We start from the raw sequence: 18523 nt of genomic DNA, 5'->3' as shown, positions 1-18523 counted from the left end.
TCGCGTCATTCCGCCAGTATGAATTCCGCACAGCGTTCCGCGATCATGATCGTCGGCGCATTCGTGTTGCCGGACACGATGCGCGGCATCACCGATGCATCGCAGATCCGCAATCCGTCGACGCCCTGCACCGCGAGACGCGGCGAGACGACCGCGTGCGCGTCGTTGCCCATGCGGCACGTGCCGGCCGGGTGATAGACGGTTTTCGCGCGACGCCGCACGTAGTCGGCGAGCGCGGCATCGGTCAGCGTCTCGGCTTCGCGAACGATGCGCGCGAGCGACGGCGCACGCAGAATCCGCCGCGCGAGCGCGACGCCCCGCACGAGGCCCTCGACGTCGGCCGGATCGGACAGCGCGCCGCTGTCGAACCGGATCGGCGCGGCCGGATCGTTGCCGCGCAGTTGCACGGAGCCGCGCGAGCGCGGCCGGAGCAGGCACGGGTTGATCGACAGGCCGTGGCCGGGCAGCGGTTCGCGATCGACGTCGCCGACGAGTGTCGGCAGCACGTGGAACTGGATGTCCGGGCGGCCGCTGCCGGTCGTATCGACGAACGCGCCCGATTCGACGACGTTCGACGTCAGCAGGCCCGAGCGGCACAGCATCCATTGCAGCCCGTGCCGCAACGCCTTCCACCCGCGATCCTCGCCGAGCAGGCTGATCGGCGCGTCGCTGCGGCCGTAGATCGATACCTCGAGATGATCCTGGTAGTGCGCGCCGACGTCGCGGTTGTCGTGCAGCACGTCGATGCCGTGCGCGTGCAGGTGTGCGCCGGGGCCAATGCCCGACAGCATCAGCAGCTTGGGCGTGCTCAACGCGCCGGCCGCGAGCACGACGTCGGCGCGCGCGGCGGCCGAACCTGATGCGCCGCTCGCGGTGCGCCATTCGACGCCGCTCGCCCGGCGGCCGTCGAACCGGATGCGCGTCACGCGGCAGCCGGTCAGCACGCGCAGGTTCGGATCGGCGATCGCGTCGGCCAGATAGGTGGCCGCGGTGCTGCCGCGCTGCCCATCGAAGATCGTCGTGTGATAGAAGCCGACGCCATGCTGCGCGGCGCCGTTGAAGTCGTCGTTGTACGCGATGCCGGCTTCCTGCGCGGCCTTCACGAACGCGAGGCTCAGCGGATGCCGGAAGCGCGTGTCGCCGACCTTCAACGGCCCGTCGGTGCCGTGATACGGCTCGGACAGCCGCAGATGCGATTCGGCGCGCTTGAACGCGGGCAGCACGTCGTCCCAGCCCCAGCCGGTGCAGCCGAGCGCGGCCCAGTCGTCGTAGTCCTCGCGCGTGCCGCGCACGTACAGCATCGCGTTGACCGAGCTGCCGCCGCCGAGCGTGCGGCCCTGCGGCACGTAGGTCTTGCGTCCCGCCGCGCCGGGCTGCGGCTCGCTTTCGAACGTCACCGTGCGCTGCGTGCCGAGCACGCGGATGAACGTCGCCGGAATCCGGATGAACAGGCTGTCGTCCTTCGGGCCGTCCTCCAGCAGCAACACGCGCCGGCCGGCCTTCACGAGCCGGTGCGCAACCGTGCAGCCGGCCGAGCCGCCGCCGACGACGATGTGGTCGTACGTCTCCATCCCGCTTCTTCTCCTTGCTGTCGGGCGGCGGAACACATGCCGCCGCGCAGGAGGTCAGCTTAGCGAGCGGGTTGCAGCCCCATTTGACCGGGGCGGACGCCGTGCTTGCCTCGCCGGGACATGACGCGAGTGGCGGTGTGAGCGGCCGGGAGCGGGAACGGGCGCTAGCACGCGTCGGCCGGCGCGCGCGTGTCGCTCGGCGTCTCGCCGAACCGCGCGCGATAGCTGCGGCTGAAGTGCGCGCTGTTGTTGAAGCCCCAGCGGAACGCGATCTCGCTGACCGTCAGGTGCTTCAGCGACCGGTCGCGCAGGTCGGCGCGACAGCGTTCGAGCCGCCGCGCGAGGATGTAGCGCGTGAGCGGCATCCCCTCGATCTCGAACACGCGTGCGAGCTGGCGCGGCGACAGGTTGATCGCGCGGCTGACCGACTGGTTGTCGAGATCGTCGTCGGCGAGATGGCTTTCGATGAACGTCTTCGCGCGCGACAGCGTGTGGACCGTCGACTTCGTCGGCGATGCATCGCCGTCGCGCAGCCGCAGCATCGACTGCACGAGATCGAGGATCGCGGCGGCGCGCCGTTCGCGCGCGTCGGGCGTCGGTTCCGGCGGCGCGGCGAGCAGCGCATACACCTGCCGCACGGCCCACGACGCGACGCCGTCGCCGCGGTCGATCTTGACGAGGCTGCGGTAGCGCCACGGGCCGACGCGCGCTTCGAACACGTCGCGCGGCACGTCGAGCACCGTCATCGCCATGTCGGCGGGAAAGCCGTGACCGTACGGCATCGACGTGTCGTACAGCACGAGGTCGCCGGGCCCGTGCTGCATGCAGTCGACGTCCTGGAACGTATAGCCATGCCCTTCGTGCATCAGGCAGATGAAGACGGCGTCGCGCTGGTCCGCATGGATGTTGTGCGACGTGCGCACGACCGCGTGCCGGTTCGCGACGATGTCGCACGCGCGGAACAGCCCGAGATCGCGTTTGCGCAGCGACGCATCGATCCCTTCGGACGACTTTCCGCTGCATTCGATCCGCACGAGCGTGCGCGCGACATGGTCGACCCAGAAGTCGACGCGCTCGGCGCCGCGTACGGCGCGCGTCGAAATCGTGGCGATCTCCGTGCTGGTGTCCGGCATGACGTTCTCCCGATGACGGCCCGAGCGGCGCAGTCTCGGGCACGCCGGACGCCGCGGTCAATCCGTGAAAGACCCGGGGCCGGCGCGTGACGCGCTTGCGGCGGGGCGCGGCGGGCGATCGCGCGGTCGATGTCCTTGCCGGTCAACGGAAGCGGCCGTGCGAGTCAAGACGACCGCGCGGCTTTGGGGTAGGTGCTGCCAGTTTACTTCGACGAAGGCGACGGCCGCCCGCCCGCCGTCGCCACGGACTTCAGGGCGCGCTGGCGGCGTCGATCTGGCGGATGTCGTCCTGATCGAGCGTGACGCGGATCGCTTCGCCGAGCAGGGCGAGCTGCGCGAGCGACGTCGCGCTCGCGATCGGCGCGGTGATCGTCGGCCGCGCGATCTGCCACGCGAGCGCGATCGCGGCCGGTTGCGTGCCGTGCTTCGCCGACACGGCGTCGAGCGCCGCGAGGATGCGCAGGCCGCGCTCGTTCAGATAGCCGGCGACGCGATCGCCGCGCACGCTCTTCTTCAGGTCGGCCTCGCTGCGGTACTTGCCCGACAGGAACCCGCTCGCGAGCGCGTAATAGTTGACGACGCCGAGCTTCAGGTCGCGCACGACAGGCTCGAGATCGCGTTCGTAGCCGGCGCGGTCGAGCAGGTTGTATTCGGGCTGGATGACCTGGTACGCGGGCAGCCCGTCGCGCGCGCTGATGGCGGCCGCTTCGCGCAGGCGTGCGCCGCTGTAGTTCGACGCGCCGATGATGCGTACCTTGCCCGCGTCGATCAGCGTTTGATAGGCGCCGAGCGTTTCTTCGAGCGGGGCCGTGTCGGCCAGATCGCGGTGCGAGAAATACAGGTCGATGTAGTCGGTCTGCAGCCGGCGCAGCGAATCGTCGACGGCCTTCAGGATGTTGTCTTTCGACAGCCCCGCGCGTGCGTCGAGCAGGCCGACCTTGGTCGCGATCACGACCTGCTCGCGCTTGCCGGAGCGCTTCAGCCACTTGCCGATGATCGTTTCCGATTCGCCGCCGTGGTTGCCGGGAACCCAGGCCGAATAGACGTCGGCCGTGTCGATGAAGTTGATGCCGGTGTCGGCGAGCGCGTCGAGCAACGCGAACGATGCGTTTTCGTCGACGGTCCAGCCGAAGACGTTGCCGCCGAACGCGAGCGGCGAAACCTGGATGCGGGAGGTGCCGAGGGTGCGAAGTGCCATGTTCTGCTCCGATATCTGCGGGTGACGGGACGGGACTGCGTGACATGAAGCCGGTCGCGTTGAGACGGCGAAGCGCGTGACGAGGTTCCGTCGCCGGCGCACCAACCCGCGGGTTTCGCGCTCGCGTGCCGGCATGGCGGACGACGCGACGTCATCATGGCGGCAAGCTCCGTTCGAGCGCCGGTCCGGCACGCGCAAGGCGCTGTATTTATTACCGATTTTCCGTGACGGGTTAGGGAAATGACGCATGGCGTCAATGTTGTCGCGCTGCGTTGTCTACGATATCCTTTCATCCCAAAATTAAGGGAGGCAGCGGGCCGCTGCCATACGAACGAAAAATCATTCTGAGGCGGTCATGGCTGACCTGGCGGCATTCATTCGAACCCCGTTTTTCCAGCAAGACAAGCGCCTGCTCGCGCTGTCCTTTCCTCACGACGACGCGCCGTCGGTGACCGACTCGTACGGGCGGCAACGTCCGGCGCGGCTGGTCGCCGAGCGTCTCGTCGCGCACGAAGGGCTGGGGATCGATTTCACCTTCGAGGTGACGCTGTTGTCCGGAGAGGCGGGCGTCACGCTGGCCGACATGCTGGGCAAGCTGCTCGCGGTGTCGATGGTGCGCCCCGACGGCGGCCTGCGTTATTTCACCGGTTACTGCACCGAGTTTTCGCTGGTCCGCAACGACGATTCGATCGCGGAATATCGTGCGGTGCTGCGCCCGTGGAGCCATTTCCTGCGGACCCGCGTGAACAACCGCCTGTTCCTCGGCCAATCGCTTCAGCAGCAGATCGGCACGCTGCTCGCCGATTACCAGGGGCTCGCGCCGTCGTGGGAGTGGCGCGTGCGCGGCGACGATCCCGCGCGCACGATGAACGTCCAGGGCGGCGGCCTCGGCGAAAGCGACTGGAACTACATCGTCCGCCATCTCGAAGCCGTCGGATGCCTGTACTGGTGGGAGCACGACGAGAAAGGCGTGAAGCTGATCGTCGGCGACGACAGCACGGTGCAGTGCCCGCCCATCGACGGCCGCTCACCGGAGATCCGCTTCCAGACGCACGACGGCCCGATGGCCGCCGACGCCATTTCGCAATGGTCCGCGGTCCGGTCGTTGTCCGCCGGCAGTTACAGCGCGACGGCGTTCGACTTCAAGGCGCCGCGTGCGGCCAATGCGCAGATTCCGACGCTGCATCCGCCGGGTGTCGCGCCGCAGGTCGAGCATCACGAATACGTGGGGCACTACGGCTTCGCGAAACAGACGCGCGCCGGCGACGCGCTCGCGCGTGTGCGGATGGAAGAGATCGAGGCGGCCGCGACGCGTTTCGATGCGGCCGGCAACCATCACGGCATCCTGTCCGGGCGCTGGTTCCAGCTGTCCGATCACTTCAGCGTGGCGTCGGGCAGCCCGCAGGATCACGAATACCTGATTCTCGAAGCCCGTCACGAAGCGGCGAACAACTACCTGCAGGCCGACGGCAAGCCCGAGTATCGCAACCGCTTCGTCGCAGGCCATCGGCGTACGCCCTGGCGCCCGGGCCGCGGGTTCAACAGCGAACCCGTGCGCGTGCTGGCGCCGCAAACCGCGACCGTCGCCGGCGCGAAGGGGGCCGGCAGCGTCGACGTCGACGAATATGGCCGGGTCTGCATCGTGTATCACTGGGATCGTGCGGCGCAGATCAGCGCGCGGATTCGCGTGGCCGCCGGCTGGGCGGGCGGCGAGAAGGGCATGATCGCGCATCCGCGCGTGGGCAGCGAGGTGCTCGTGATGTGCCTCGACGGCAATCCCGACCGGCCCGTCGTGTCGGGCACCACGTACAACGCGGAACGGATGCCGCCGTGGGCGCTGCCCGACCAGCACGTGCTGACCGGCCTGCGCAGTCGCGAGCTGTCGGGCGACAGCGGCAACGCGGCGGGCGGGCGCTCGAATCACGTGCTGCTCGACGATACGCCGCAGCAGCTCCAGCTGAAGCTGCGCAGCGATACCGACGCCAGCGAACTGACGCTCGGGCATAACGTTCGCATCGATGCGACACAGGGGCGCACCGATCAGCGCGCCCGCGGGTTCGAGTTGCGGACCGACGCGCATGGCGCGGTGCGGGCGGCCAAGGGCCTGCTCGTGACCAGCGAGGCGCGCTACGACGCGCGCGCCCACGCAACCGACATCGGCGAGACCGTCGCGCGCCTCGACAACGCGCACGACCTGCACGAAGCGTTGTCGGGGTCCGCGCACGACGTGAAGGCGCAGGAGTCCGGCGACCAGGATGCCGTCCATCAGGCGCTCAGAACGCAGAACGACGGCCTGCGGGGCAGCGGCGGCAATCCGCAGCAGGGCGAGTTTCCGGAATTCGCGCAGCCGTTCCTCGCACTCGCCAGCCCGGCGGGGATCCTGGCCACGACGACGGGGTCGACCCATGTCGCGAGCGACCAGCACGTCGCGTTGACGAGCGGGGCCCACACGAGCATCGCCGCGGGCAAGAGCATGCTGGTCAGCGCGCGGGAGGCGGTGCGCGTCGCCGCGTTCGAGAAAGGCATTCGGCTCGTGGCCGCCGCCGCCGACATCGACATCCAGGCGCTGAAGGACAGCATCAACGTGCTGGCCAAGCTGGACGTGAAGGTCGATGCGAACCGCATCACCATCACCGCCAAGGAAGAAGTCCTGATCAACGGCGGGACCAGCTATACGCGCTGGAACGGCAGCGGCATCGTCCACGGGACCAAGGGCGAATGGACCGCGCACGCCGCGTCGCATACGTTCATCGGGCCGGACAGCCTGCCGGTGCCCGCGCGGGCGTTCCCGGGCACGGCGTGCGCGCCGTGCATGGTCAACGCGGCCTCGATGGCGTCGCCGTTCGCGGCCAAGGCGTGAGGCGAGGCATCGAATGACGCATGACCTGATCGCCGCGCAGGCGGCCGACGTGCTGCGGGCTGCGCTGTCGTCGCAGGACGGGCTGCGCGCTTACGTCCTGATCGACGGTGCATTGCTGGATACGTTGCCGGACGATGAAAAGGCGTCGTGGCCCGCGTTCGTCGCGGCCTCGCTGCTCGACGACGCCGACGACGATGCAAGAGTGGTCGGGCCGCTGCTGTTCGAGTGGCAACCCGCCGCCGACAGCGCCGAGGCGGCGGACGCCATCGAGCCGCGCAGCATTCCGTGGCCGGCGGCGAGCGTGCTCGTGTCGCCGCTGTCGCTCGAGCGACTGGCCGCGCATCTTGCGCCGATGGTGGATGTCCAGCTCGAGCAGATGGAGAGCGTGATGCTGATGCGCTTCTTCGATCCGCGCGTGCTGCCGTTCTGGCTCGACATGCTGCCCGCCTCGCATCGCGCGTATCTGGCGCAGGGCGTGCGGCACTGGATTCACCTGGATACCGCGCTGCAGATCCGGACGGCGGAAATCGCCGTGCCCGCCAACGTCACGCAGGCCGCCGAGTTTCCGCTGCAGTTGACCCAGGCGCAGGAGGACGATCTGCTCGCCGCCTGCTATCCGTACACGATGCTCGAGCGGCTGCGTGCCGAAAAGCCCGCGCTGCTGGCGTCGTTGCCGGCCGCGCAGCATTACGGCTTCGTGCGCGATCAACTGGTACGCTGCCGGGCGCACGGTGCCGACAACGCGGCGTCGCTGCTGATCTATTGCGAACTGGCATTGCGGTACGGCGCGCGTTTCGACGAGGATCCGGCGATGGCCGCCGTGTTCGACGCGGTGGCGCAGGGGCAGGCGTTTCCGGAGGCGCTGGCGCTGGTGCCGGCCGAGGATTGGCGGCGGATGCAGGAAGTGGCCGGATGATGGCGCCTTCGCGATGCGACTCGAATGAAATCGACTGGAAGAGAAGGAAGTTCAATATGAACCGCTGCTGGATCACCTTGCTGTCCGTGATGGTTTTTTCCACGGCTGCGTGCAGCAAGAGCGTGAACGATGCCGAAAAGGACAGCCTTGCGCCCGGCGAAGTGAATAAATGGAACGACCCGAACTACGACATCATCACCGCCGGGTCCTTCAACTATACGGATTACGACATCTACGGCGTCTATCTGCTGCCGCCGGACAGGAACAGCCTCGACGACGCGGCAAGCGCCGACGGCGCGCGCGCCACGCCACGGAGTGCGAAGTACTGGTCCGGCGGTGGCGGTTCGCGCCCGAGTCTCGCATGGGATTTCCGCTGGAAGACCCCGAAGACGTTTAAGGTGTGGTGGGAGCGTGTGGTCGACAAGCGCGCGATGGAAGCGTCGTCTCCGAACTACGACCCGTACACCCACCGCGAAACCCAGCCGGGGATGGCGTGGTGCGAAGGCGAGATCACGGTCACGCGCCCGCCCGTCAAGGACAAGAGCGGCGGCATCGTGCTGCATTTCTTCCCCGACGGCCGCGTGGAAGGCGACATGGATTTCGGCGTCGACGGCCCGGACCCGAAGGTGGCCCTTTCGAAGCGCGACGCGCAGCGCAAGCTGACCGACCGCGCGTGCCTGAAGGAAATTCCCAATCCGTTCTACGGGCGCAAGAAGCCGGCCCAGTGGAATTGACGCTGGACGCGTAGCCGGAACAGGAGCGTAACCGCCATGAGCAATCCCCCCCTCATTCGACGCATCACCGATATCACGCCGGTCGAGGATTCGATCCGCAACGGGTACCGCGAGGCGCTCGATCCGCTGCGGGTCGAGCAATGCAAGGAGTGTCCGAAGCCCGTGTGGTTCACGGCCTTCTTCGACGGCACGGGCAACAACTACGGCGCGGACGGCAACGGCGCGACGGACGTCGCGAAGACCAAGTACAGCAACATCGCCAAGCTCGCGATGTTTGCCCATGTCCCGTTCAACAAGGCCAATCCGCGCACGATGGGCCGGTACGTCGAGGGCGTCGGCACGCCGTGCAGCAAGGTCGGCGATTCGGGCGCGGGTATCGACGGCGCGTTGGGCATGGCGGCCGCGAGCAAGGGCGAGGCGCGCATCCGCTGGATGCTCCGCGAACTCGAAAAGCACGTGGCGAACCACATGCCGGCCGTGAGTCAGATCAACGTGGCCGCGTTCGGCTTCTCGCGCGGCGCCACGGAGGCGCGGGCGTTCGTCCGCATGCTGACCGAGCAACTGGCCGAGAACATCGGCGGCCGGCTCTGGTGGAACAAGAAGAACATGAAGGGGATGCGTCCCGAAGTGGTCGTGTACTTCATGGGCATCCTCGATACGGTGGCGTCGACGGGCTTCGGCGGCAGCCGCCTGGAGAAGGCGGCGCCCTACATCGTCGGCGGGATCCTCGGGCCGGTCTACGGCGGCCTGCTCCACAGCATCGACAAGGGCGGCCATGCGGAATGGGCGAACGACATCCGCATTCCGGACTACGTCCGGCAATGCGTTCACTATGTCGCGTCGCATGAGGTGCGGGAGAAATTCCCCGGCGATTCGGTGCGCGAGGACCAGAAGCTTCCCGCGAACTGCCGCGAGGTGTATTACCCCGGCATGCACTCGGACGTGGGCGGCGGCTACGAGCGCAACTACCAGGAAGGGCGAACCAACGAACTGGCCAACATCCCGCTGAACAATCTCTATATCGACGCGTGGAAGGCCGGCGTGCCGCTCCGCGAGCCGAAGGAGGTCATGGAAACGGCCGGCGGGCTGTTCGCGATTTCCCCTGAGCTGGAGACGGCATGGAACGTGTACATGGGGCAGGGCAACGAGCGTCGCGCGGGCGTGGCGTCGAACAGCGACAGGCTCGAGTCGCAGGTCATCTGGCACATGAACCGCTATTACCAGTGGCGCGCGAGCCGCAGCAGGCGCCTGCACGACGGCCGACTGAAGCCGCCGGGTGGCGTGAACCCCTACATGGCCATTACCGACGGCGAATGGAACGAAGATACGGATCTCATCCGTCGCGCCAACGGGGGCGTCCTGACGCGGACCATCTCGGAGCAGTACAAGGCGATCGACGCGGCCACCCGGGTCACCGGCAACTGGCTGGGCGGCATCGATCCGGCGGCGCGCGCGACGTTCGACCGGTTCTTCGATCACTACGTGCACGACTCGATCGCGGGCTTCAAAAAGCAGATGGAAGACGGTCACGTCGGCTTCGCCGAATCGAGCCGCTGGTCGGTCAACCGCCAGTACTTCATGGGCAAGCGCGGCAAGAAGTTCCTGTACTGGCGCTACGAGGGCGACAAGGCCGAGCAGGCCGCCACGCAACTCGCCAAGGTCGATCCGGCGAAGCAGCAGGACCCGATGGCCGCCAACGAACCCCAACTGGCCAGCAACCAGCCGGCGGCGATCGGCGGCACGCTGCCCGACGCCACATCGACGGCTTGACGTCGAACGCGGTACCGCTCGCGACCGCGAGCGGTTGACCTGACGTCGCGGCAGACAGCATCGGCCGCGACGCTCTCCTCCCTACCGCAACTGCACGGCCGCGAGAAACAGCACCATGCTGCCGATCGCGCCATCCAGCACGCGCCACGCGACCGCCTTGCGGAACCACGGCGCCAGCAATCGCGCGCCATAGCCGAGCCCGAGGAACCACACGACGCTGGCCGTCATCGCGCCGATCGCGAACGCGAGCCGGCCGCCTTCCGGTTCGCGCGCGCCGGCCGTGCCGATCAGCAGGAACGTGTCGAGATACACGTGCGGGTTGAGCCACGTGAACGCGAGCGTCATCAGCACGATCGCGAGCGTGCTCTGCGGCGGCGGCGCGACCGCGTCGCCGCGCACGTCGAGCGTGTCGTGGCCCGGCTTGAACGCACGGCGCAGCGCGTTGATGCCGAACCACGCGAGATACGCGAGGCCGACGTACAGCACCGCATGGACGAAGGTCGGATAGCGTTCGACGAGCACCGATGCGCCGCCGACGCCCGCGCCGATCAGGATCATGTCGGACACCGCGCACAGCAGCACGATCTTGCCGACGTGCGAGCGCATGATGCCCTGGCGCAGCACGAACGCGTTCTGCGCGCCGATGGTGACGATGAGCGACGCGCACAGTGCGGCGCCGTGGGAAAAAGCGAGCCAGTTCATGATGAGGGACAGCCGTGGAAGCAGTAGACGAATGAATCGGGTAGCGCTAGTCTGCGATCGGCACGAAAATAAGAGAAGCTAAATCACCTAATGCGGATTAAGGAAATCTAATGCTCGACTACGCGTTGCTCGATGCGCTCGCCGCCGTGATCCGGCACGGTTCGTTCGAACGGGCGGCCAAGGAGCTGAACGTCACGCCGTCGGCGGTGTCGCAGCGCGTGAAGCTGCTGGAGGAGCGGGTCGGTAGCGTGCTCGTCAAGCGCGGGCAGCCGTGTGTCGCGACCACCTCGGGCGCGCTGCTGTGCCGGCATACCGAACGCGTGCAGTTGCTGGAAGCCGAACTGGGCGGCCGGATGCCGGCGCTACCGGGCCAGATCGCGAGCGCGTGGCCGACGTTGCGCGTGGCCGTCAACGACGACAGCGTCGCGACGTGGTTCATCGACGCGGTCGGGCCGTTCTGCACGGAACGCGAGACGCTGCTCGACCTCGTGATCGACGATCAGGATTACACGGCCTCACGCATTCGCGACGGCAGCGTGCAGGGCGCCGTGACCGCGCAGGCCGAGCCGATCCAGGGATGCCGGTCGGAGCGGCTCGGGCGGATCCGCTATCGCGCGGTGTGCTCGCCGGCGTTTTACGCCCGTTATTTCGACGCGGGGATCACGCGCGATGCGCTGCGCTGCGCGCCGTGCGTAATGTTCAATCCGAAGGACGGGTTGCAGGCGCGCTTCATCCGGCGCGTGACGCGCGCGGATCTCGATCCGCCGCAGCACTGGATACCGCACGTCGCGGGCTATTTGCGCGCATGCGAAACGGGATTGGGATGGGGGATGTGCCCGGACCGGATGGTCGATCGCCAACTGGCGGCGGGTGAATTGATCGACATGTCGCGCGGGCGAACCATCGACATCGATCTGTACTGGCAGAGCTGGCGTCTGTCGATCGGCTGGCTCGACGATTTCAGCGCGGCGCTGAAGGCGCGTGCCGCGCTGTTTCTCGATTGACCGGCGACGTGATGCAAGCGGCGCGCGCGAGACGCGCGCCGTGCGGTGTCAGAGGTGCTGCAGGCCGTCGAAGTCGACGATCTGCACGTGGCGCCCCTGCATTTCGATCAGGCCGCGCTTCTGGAATTTCGACAGCGTGCGGCTGACCGTTTCGAGCGTCATGCCGAGATAGCTGCCGATGTCTTCACGCGTCATCCGCAGGTTGAATTCCGACGGCGAGTAGCCGCGCTTCAGGTAGCGCGACGACACGTCGAGCAGGAACGCGGCGACGCGCTCTTCGGCGTTCAGCGAACCAAGCAGCATCGTTTGCGACGTTTCGCGCACGATCTGCTCGCTCATCAGCTTGTGCATGCGCAACTGCATCGAGCCGGCTTCCGAGCACAGCGCCTTGAGCGCGCTGTACGGAATCACGCAGACGGAGCTGTCTTCCAGCGCGACCGCGGTGCGCGGGTGCGTATCGTCGCAGATGCCGTCGAGGCCGAGCGCTTCGCCGGCGAGATGCAGGCCGGTGACTTGTTCGCGGCCGTCATGGCGCGTCGCGACGGTTTTCAGCGAACCCGAGCGCACCGCGTACAGGTTGTCGAATGCGTCGCCTTCGCGGAACAGCGCTTCGCCGCGCTTGACCGGGCGTGCCGCGCAGATGACCGACTCGAGGCGACTGAGCGCTTCGGGCGCCAGGCCCTGCGGCATGCACAGGTGCCGCATCGCGCACGACGAGCAGTGCGGTGCCTGGCGGGGAGCCCAGCTACCGGCATGGGGCGTGGCGGCGGGGCGGGTGGCGACGGGCGTCAGCATGATCGTTTACTCCGGCGTTGAATCGACGAAATCATTGTCCCACCGCAAGTTGCCGCTGTCGGGTGACAAAACGTCGCGACCGGCCACGCCGGCCGAACGCCGCTCAGGCGGCCGGCTCGTCTGCGTTGGCGGCCGCCGGAATCAGCAACACGGGCAGCGTCGCGTGGCGCGCGCATTGTTCGGCGATGCTGCCGAGCACGAGGCGTCGGAAGCCGCGGCGGCCGTGCGTGCCGAGCACCAGCAGATCGGCGCCGAACGCTTTCGCGCCGTCGAGGATCAGCGACGATACGTCGTTGAGCGACGTCGCTTCGTTCAGCCGCGTTTCGCCTTTCACGCCGGCGGCCTGCATCAGCTTCGCGAAATCCTGCGCGAGCGCGTTGCCCTGCGCGACGAGCTGATCGCGCAGCACGGACGGATCGTAGCCGGGCACGTTGTAGTAGATCGCGGCGTTCTCGACGACGTAGAACGGCTGCAGCTGCGCGCCGTGCGCTTTCGCGAGCGCCAGCGCGGCATCGAACGCATGGCGGGACGTGTCGCTGCCGTCGACGGCAACCAGAATACGCTTGTACATAGTGTCTCCGAGTGGCGAGTTGAAACGAAGTCGGCCGGATGGCCGATGGGGCTGGGCAATGCAGCAATGCTGCGAGGCAGAGTAAACCAACGGGCACGATCGTGCAGCGAGATGCCCGCCGTGCCGCGCGGCCGCGCGGGCCTGTCGCCGTCGCACACGGCCATGCGCGCGACGCATGCTGCACCGCGCGATGCGTGTCGCGTGTTCGGCCGCATCGGCGGCGAAAACGTATGCGCACGCATCGACCCGTCACGGCAACCATGCGGATGCGCCGCACGCATCGCCATTCAATCGCAATCGCGCCGTGGCGCCATGACCTCGGTCAATGCATGTGCGTCGATGCGATGCGCGGCATGCATGACGTCGAACGCCGATGCCCATGTACGGAATCGTTCGCTCCGGCCCCGTACGAGCGAGGCGCGCGGCCGAATCGCGCGCGCCGATTCACGTCATCGATCGATGGCGGTTCCTGAACGAACGATCGATTCAAACGCCGCGCCGGCTATCCCGGCACGACGGTCAACTCGATGACGCGCTCCGGCCGGCGGCCGTGGCCGGGCCAGTACGCGCTGCCGTGCATCCGGTGAACGGGACCGAACGGCGTGTCGCCCGCGGGCGGCGCGTCGAAGCCTTTCTCGATCACCCTGTAGCCGGCGCGCAAGGCGAACGCCGGGTGATTGCCGTCGGGGCGGCTGTCGAAACCGGCGAGACCGTCGCCGGCTTCCGGCATCGCGTTGACGAGCGACGCGTTGCTGCGCGTGACCTGGTCGGGCGAGATCGGCCCGGCTCCGGCGAGGCGCGACGCTTCGCGGTTCTTGCCGTCGGTGTCGACCGTGCTGTCGTGCGTGTCGTCGTTGTCGAGTTCGATGCTGCGCGCGCGCACACGCGCGGTTTGAGCGGATGATTCCATCACGGCTCTCCTGGCGGCGACACGCTCCGGATCGAAGCAAATCCCGTTCCGGGCGCAACGGGAAAATGCGCAGGGGCGATCGCCGCGGTCGCTCGACGCGCACTGATTTGTCATGATTTATTTCAGCTAGAAGACACGTTTTCTACAGAGTATGATTCTTTTCCTGCGAAGCGGCGACAGGGGATGGAGTCTCGCCGCCTCTGCCCGCGCCGGGGCGCCGCAGCACCCTTAAAGACGGGTAGCGAACAACAAAGCAAGGGACTAGAGGTGGCGGATTCATGCAAGCGACTACTGCCTTCACGCACCGCGGTTATCTGTTGAATTGCGCGCCCGCACGCGCCAGTGACGGTTCATTCAAGCCCTACGTCGTGATCTCCCGATCGAGCGACGGGGAGCTCGTCGCGAACCGGTTTTTTCCGATCGAGCTCCAGTTCAACGACGAAGGCGACGCGATCGCGCACGCGCGCGACTGGGCCGTACGCTGGATCGACGCGAGCAGCATCTCGATGTGACGCCATCGCGCTCATGCAGCGTCGGCCGTCCGGCCGATCCCCGGGGGCCGCTCCCGGACAAAAAACGCGGTAATCTTGCGGAACCCGTCACTTTATTAGCGGCCGTGCAACCGAGCGCGGCTGCCCGCATTGGCATATGTCGACATCACCCGCCCGTCAGTGGGGCCTCGAAGAAATCGTCTCCGGCTTGCGCGAGTCGCGCGAGGAACTCCATCGCACGCGCCATCCGCGCGGCATCCGCGAACTGCCGTCGCGCGATGCAATCTGCAAGATTGTGACCGGCCTGCGCGCGTCGATGTTTCCGACGCACTACGGCGCGCCCGACCTGACCGACGAAAGCGTCGACTACTACGTCGGCCACACGCTCGAAAGCACGCTGCGCGTCCTGTCCGAGCAGATTCGCCGCGCGTTGCCGTTCCTGCCGGAGCATGTCGATACGCCGTTCGCCGAGCTCGACGAACGCGCGTTCGAGATCGCGCGCGAATTCGGCCGGCAATTGCCGGCGATCCGCGCGCTGCTCGTCAGCGACATCCAGGCCGCATATGCGGGCGATCCGGCCGCGCAGCACATCACCGAGATCCTGCTGTGCTACCCCGGCGTGCTCGCGATGATGCACCATCGGCTCGCGCATGCGCTGCACCAGCTCGGCGTGCCGCTGCTCGCGCGGTTCATCAATGAAATCGCACACTCGGCGACCGGCATCGACATCCACCCGGGCGCGCAGATCGGCCCGAGCTTCTTCATCGACCATGGCACGGGTGTCGTGATCGGCGAAACCGCGATCATCGGCGAGCGCGTGCGCGTGTACCAGGCCGTCACGCTCGGCGCGAAGAGTTTCCCGGCCGATGGCGAAGGCGCGCTGGTGAAGGGCAATGCACGGCACCCGGTCGTCGAGGACGACGTGGTGATCTATGCGGGCGCGACGATTCTCGGCCGCGTGACGATCGGGCGCGGCTCGGTGATCGGCGGCAACGTGTGGCTCACGCACAGCGTGCCGCCCGGCACGAGCGTCGCGCAGGGCAAGGTCCGCGAAGGCGGCAGCGCCGAGAAGCCGTAACGCGGCGGGCGGCGGCGCGCTCGATCCGAACGGGCGCGCGCCGCGCGTGCGTCAGTGCTTGCCGTCCGGCGAGCGGTGCTTGTACAGCACGTCCTGATCCACGCGGATCAGGTTCTGGCCCGCATCGACGACGAAATCCACGCCGTTGTACGCATTGCCCGTCAGCAGCAGGATCGCGCTTGCGACGTCGTCGGGGCCCGCGATGCGCGCAAGCGGCGTCGACGCGCGGCTCGCGTGTTCGAAGTCGGCCTGCGTCTGGTCGTCGCTCGGCAGCATCAGCCCCGGGAACACCGCATTCACGCGCAGCACCGGCGCGGACGATAGCGCGAGCATCTGCGTCAAGTTGCCGAGCGCGGCCTTCGCGACCGTGTAGCTGAAATGGTCGCGGTGGAAGTTTTCCTTGATCTTCTGATCGACCACATTCACGACGACACCCTGCGTGCCGGCCGCGCGGGCCCGCTCGTAGAACGCACGCGTGAGCAGGATCGGCGCGCGGCAGTTGACGGCCCATGCCTGGTCGAACGCCGCGAGATCGAAGCTCGGGAAATGGTCCTGCCAGAACACCGACGCGTTGTTGACCAGCACGTCGAGGCGCCCGAAGCGCGCATAGACCTGATCGATCAGCGCGGTGATCTGCGCGGCATCGGACAGATCGGCCTGCAGCGCCGCCGAATCGTGCCCGCGTTCGGCCATCGCATGGGCGGCGGCCCGCGCGGCATCGGCCGAACGGTCGTAGTGCACCGCCGTGCGATAGCCGTGCGCGGCGAAATACTCGGCGAACGCGCGTCCGGCCCGGCGCGCGGCGCCGGTCACGAGCACGACGGGCGCGTACGCCGTTTGCTTCGTCTGCTCCATCAGGTATTCGTCAGGTTGACCGAGGAAGGATTCGCGACGATCGACAGGAATTCGCGACGCGTCGACGGATCGGTGCGGAACGTGCCGAGCATGCGCGACGTGACCATCTCGACGCCCGGCTTGTGCACGCCGCGCGTCGAGATGCATTGGTGCGCGGCTTCGAGGATCACGCCGACGCCCTTCGGCTGCAGCACGTCGAACAGCGTGTCGGCGATCTGCACGGTCATCTTTTCCTGGATCTGCAGGCGCTTCGCGAATGCGTCGACGAGGCGCGCGAGCTTCGAGATGCCGACGACGCGATGGTTCGGCAGATACGCGACGTGCGCGCGGCCGATGATCGGCACCATGTGGTGCTCGCAGTAGCTCTCGAAGCGGATGTCCTTCAGTACGATCATTTCGTCGTAGCCGTCGACTTCGCTGAACGTGCGCGCGAGGATGTCGCGCGGTTCCAGCGCATAGCCGGCGAAGAACTGTTCGTAGGCGCGCACGACGCGCGCGGGCGTGTCGAGCAGGCCTTCGCGCGCGGGATCGTCGCCGGCCCAGCGCAACAGCACGCGCACGGCGTCTTCCGCTTCTTCGCGGCTCGGCCGGGAGGCGACCGCCTCGGGCTGCGCGGATTTCTTTCCCTTACCCATGTAGTGGCTCCATCGAAGGCCGCCTGCGGCGGCCGATATCCGGCCATTGTTTCATGCTTTCGCCGGTCGTGCGTGCGGGCCGCCGCGCCCGCTGCTTCACTTCGGCCATTCGTCCTGCTCGTCGTTGAACAGCGACGCGACGACGCCGCGCAGCCACGCGGTGCGCGGGTCGTTGTGGTACTTGCGATGCCAATGCTGCTTCAGGTCGAAGCGCGGCAGCGCGAGCGGCGGCTCGACGGGCACGATGAACGCGTGCTCGGCCGCATACGCATAGCCGATCGCATGCGGCACCGTCGCGATCAGGTCGGTGCGGCTCAGGATGAACGGCAGGCTCATGAAGTGCGGCGTTTCGAGCACCGCGCGGCGCTGCATGCGCTGCTTCGCCAGATATTTCTCGAGCACTTCCTGGCTGCGCCCTTCGGCGCGCACCACCGCATGCCCGCACGCGAGGAACTGCTCGACCGTGAACGGCGGCGTCTGCTCGAACGGATGGCCGCGCCGCATCAGGCAGACGAACCGGTGCGTGAACAGCCGCTGCTGGAAGAAGTTGTTGCCGTCGAGATCGGGGAAGTAGCCGACCGCGAGATCGATCGACCCGGCTTCGAGGCCGCGTCCGACTTCGTCGTGCGCGAGCGAGACCGAACGCAGGTTCGCGTGCGGCGCCAGCGTCGCGAACGCCTGCAGCAGCTTCGGCAGGAACACGATCTCGCCGACGTCCGACAGCGCGATCGAGAACGTATGCGTGCTCGCGGCCGGGTCGAAATCGTGCGGCGCGACGAGGCCGCGCTCGATCTGCGCGAGCGCGTCGCGGGCGGCCGGCAGCAGCGCGAGCGCGCGCGGCGTCGGCTCCATCCCGCGCGACGTGCGCACGAACAGCGGATCGCCGAAGTACTCGCGCAGCCGGCCGAGCGCCGTGCTCACGCGCGGCTGGCTCACGCCGAGCAGGTCGCCCGCGCGGCTCACGTTGCGCGTGTCGTCGAGCGCGACGAGGTAGGGAATCAGGTTCAGATCGAGCGTATCCATCGGCGGGCCGGTATCTCCAAAACGTATACAACATATCTCCTGAATCGCGTTGCCGCATAGTCGGGAAAGCGCTCAAATGTGTTCCATTACTCGAACCAATTTGCTTTGCATGGGGCCCGACTAAGCGCTGAAGCGCTAAGTCGGGCCGACACAGCAACCATCTTGAGACAGCCCATGTCATGCGCCCTTGAAATCCGGCTGCCACCGCTCGCCCGAGCGGGCGATGGCATTGAGCGTGATGAGCAGTTTGCGCATGCACGCGACGAGGGCGACTTTT

The 18523-nt window shown here is 67.5% G+C and carries 17 protein-coding genes and 1 pseudogene; 7 read left to right on the top strand and 11 right to left on the bottom strand.

Annotation, left to right across the window (positions count from 1 at the left end):
* Positions 1-5: 5 nt before the first annotated feature.
* The 3 genes from C4B30_RS27725 to C4B30_RS27715 all read right to left on the bottom strand — a co-directional run bounded on the left by C4B30_RS27725 (position 6) and on the right by C4B30_RS27715 (position 3902).
* Positions 6-1571, bottom strand: coding sequence for a GMC family oxidoreductase (locus C4B30_RS27725; RefSeq protein WP_105133190.1), 1566 nt, complete (start codon positions 1569-1571; stop codon positions 6-8).
* A 164-nt stretch (positions 1572-1735) separates the two neighbouring features.
* On the bottom strand, positions 1736-2704 hold the full coding sequence (locus tag C4B30_RS27720; RefSeq protein ID WP_105133189.1) for a helix-turn-helix domain-containing protein: 969 nt from the start codon (positions 2702-2704) through the stop codon (positions 1736-1738).
* A gap of 250 nt (positions 2705-2954) precedes the next feature.
* A complete protein-coding gene (locus C4B30_RS27715) occupies positions 2955-3902 on the bottom strand; it encodes an aldo/keto reductase (protein ID WP_105133188.1) in 948 nt (315 codons plus the stop codon).
* A 355-nt stretch (positions 3903-4257) separates the two neighbouring features.
* On the opposite strand from C4B30_RS27715, the gene C4B30_RS27710 reads away from it, so the two are divergent.
* Genes C4B30_RS27710 through C4B30_RS27695 form a run of 4 tightly spaced genes read left to right on the top strand, consistent with a single transcriptional unit; the run spans position 4258 to position 10182 of the window.
* Positions 4258-6762 (top strand): type VI secretion system Vgr family protein, encoded by a 2505-nt coding sequence (locus C4B30_RS27710; protein ID WP_105133187.1) that lies wholly within the window; start codon positions 4258-4260, stop codon positions 6760-6762.
* A 13-nt stretch (positions 6763-6775) separates the two neighbouring features.
* Positions 6776-7678 (top strand): DUF4123 domain-containing protein, encoded by a 903-nt coding sequence (locus tag C4B30_RS27705; protein WP_105133186.1) that lies wholly within the window; start codon positions 6776-6778, stop codon positions 7676-7678.
* Positions 7679-7734: 56 nt separating this feature from the next.
* On the top strand, positions 7735-8412 hold the full coding sequence (locus tag C4B30_RS27700) for a DUF3304 domain-containing protein (protein WP_105133185.1): 678 nt from the start codon (positions 7735-7737) through the stop codon (positions 8410-8412).
* Positions 8413-8448: 36 nt separating this feature from the next.
* Positions 8449-10182, top strand: a complete 1734-nt coding sequence (locus C4B30_RS27695; protein ID WP_105133184.1) for a T6SS phospholipase effector Tle1-like catalytic domain-containing protein — start codon at positions 8449-8451, stop codon at positions 10180-10182.
* Between the two features lie 81 nt (positions 10183-10263).
* Here C4B30_RS27695 and C4B30_RS27690 read toward each other — a convergent pair whose 3' ends face one another.
* On the bottom strand, positions 10264-10884 hold the full coding sequence (locus C4B30_RS27690) for a LysE/ArgO family amino acid transporter (protein WP_105133183.1): 621 nt from the start codon (positions 10882-10884) through the stop codon (positions 10264-10266).
* 110 nt (positions 10885-10994) lie between these two features.
* On the opposite strand from C4B30_RS27690, the gene C4B30_RS27685 reads away from it, so the two are divergent.
* Complete coding sequence (locus tag C4B30_RS27685) at positions 10995-11888, top strand: LysR family transcriptional regulator ArgP (protein ID WP_105133182.1); 894 nt, start codon at positions 10995-10997, stop codon at positions 11886-11888.
* Between the two features lie 48 nt (positions 11889-11936).
* Here C4B30_RS27685 and fnr read toward each other — a convergent pair whose 3' ends face one another.
* The 3 genes from fnr to C4B30_RS27660 form a co-directional block, all read right to left on the bottom strand.
* Complete coding sequence (gene fnr, locus C4B30_RS27680) at positions 11937-12683, bottom strand: fumarate/nitrate reduction transcriptional regulator Fnr (RefSeq protein ID WP_027809557.1); 747 nt, start codon at positions 12681-12683, stop codon at positions 11937-11939.
* Positions 12684-12786: 103 nt separating this feature from the next.
* Complete coding sequence (locus tag C4B30_RS27675) at positions 12787-13254, bottom strand: universal stress protein (RefSeq protein ID WP_105133181.1); 468 nt, start codon at positions 13252-13254, stop codon at positions 12787-12789.
* Between the two features lie 502 nt (positions 13255-13756).
* The gene (locus tag C4B30_RS27660; RefSeq protein WP_105133180.1) at positions 13757-14164 is read right to left on the bottom strand and encodes a DUF3005 domain-containing protein; all 408 of its coding nucleotides are present in this window, start codon (positions 14162-14164) and stop codon (positions 13757-13759) included.
* A 278-nt stretch (positions 14165-14442) separates the two neighbouring features.
* Here C4B30_RS27660 and C4B30_RS27655 point away from each other — a divergent pair, with 278 nt between their 5' ends.
* Entirely contained in the window at positions 14443-14676 is a 234-nt protein-coding gene (locus C4B30_RS27655; RefSeq protein ID WP_006480138.1) for a hypothetical protein, read from the top strand.
* A gap of 136 nt (positions 14677-14812) precedes the next feature.
* Positions 14813-15733 carry a serine O-acetyltransferase EpsC gene (gene epsC / locus C4B30_RS27650; RefSeq protein ID WP_089500900.1) on the top strand — a complete coding sequence of 307 codons (921 nt, stop codon included), beginning with the start codon at positions 14813-14815 and terminating at the stop codon, positions 15731-15733.
* A gap of 51 nt (positions 15734-15784) precedes the next feature.
* On the opposite strand, the gene C4B30_RS27645 is transcribed toward epsC, so the two are convergent.
* The 4 genes and pseudogenes from C4B30_RS27645 to C4B30_RS36330 all read right to left on the bottom strand — a co-directional run.
* The gene (locus C4B30_RS27645; protein WP_105133179.1) at positions 15785-16588 is read right to left on the bottom strand and encodes an SDR family oxidoreductase; all 804 of its coding nucleotides are present in this window, start codon (positions 16586-16588) and stop codon (positions 15785-15787) included.
* The gene (folE, locus tag C4B30_RS27640; protein ID WP_059645050.1) at positions 16588-17223 is read right to left on the bottom strand and encodes a GTP cyclohydrolase I FolE; all 636 of its coding nucleotides are present in this window, start codon (positions 17221-17223) and stop codon (positions 16588-16590) included. Before folE ends, C4B30_RS27645 begins: the two co-directional genes overlap by 1 nt.
* 96 nt (positions 17224-17319) lie before the next feature.
* Positions 17320-18246, bottom strand: a complete 927-nt coding sequence (locus C4B30_RS27635; protein ID WP_105133178.1) for a LysR family transcriptional regulator — start codon at positions 18244-18246, stop codon at positions 17320-17322.
* 177 nt (positions 18247-18423) lie between these two features.
* A pseudogene (locus tag C4B30_RS36330) lies at positions 18424-18523 on the bottom strand (IS110 family transposase); the annotation flags it as partial.

Origin of the sequence: Burkholderia sp. BE12 (genome assembly GCF_002959955.1) — a bacterium.
Lineage (GTDB): Bacteria > Pseudomonadota > Gammaproteobacteria > Burkholderiales > Burkholderiaceae > Burkholderia.
The sequence above is the reverse complement of the archived record's forward strand: the minus strand, read 5'-3'. Positions and strand labels throughout refer to the sequence as shown.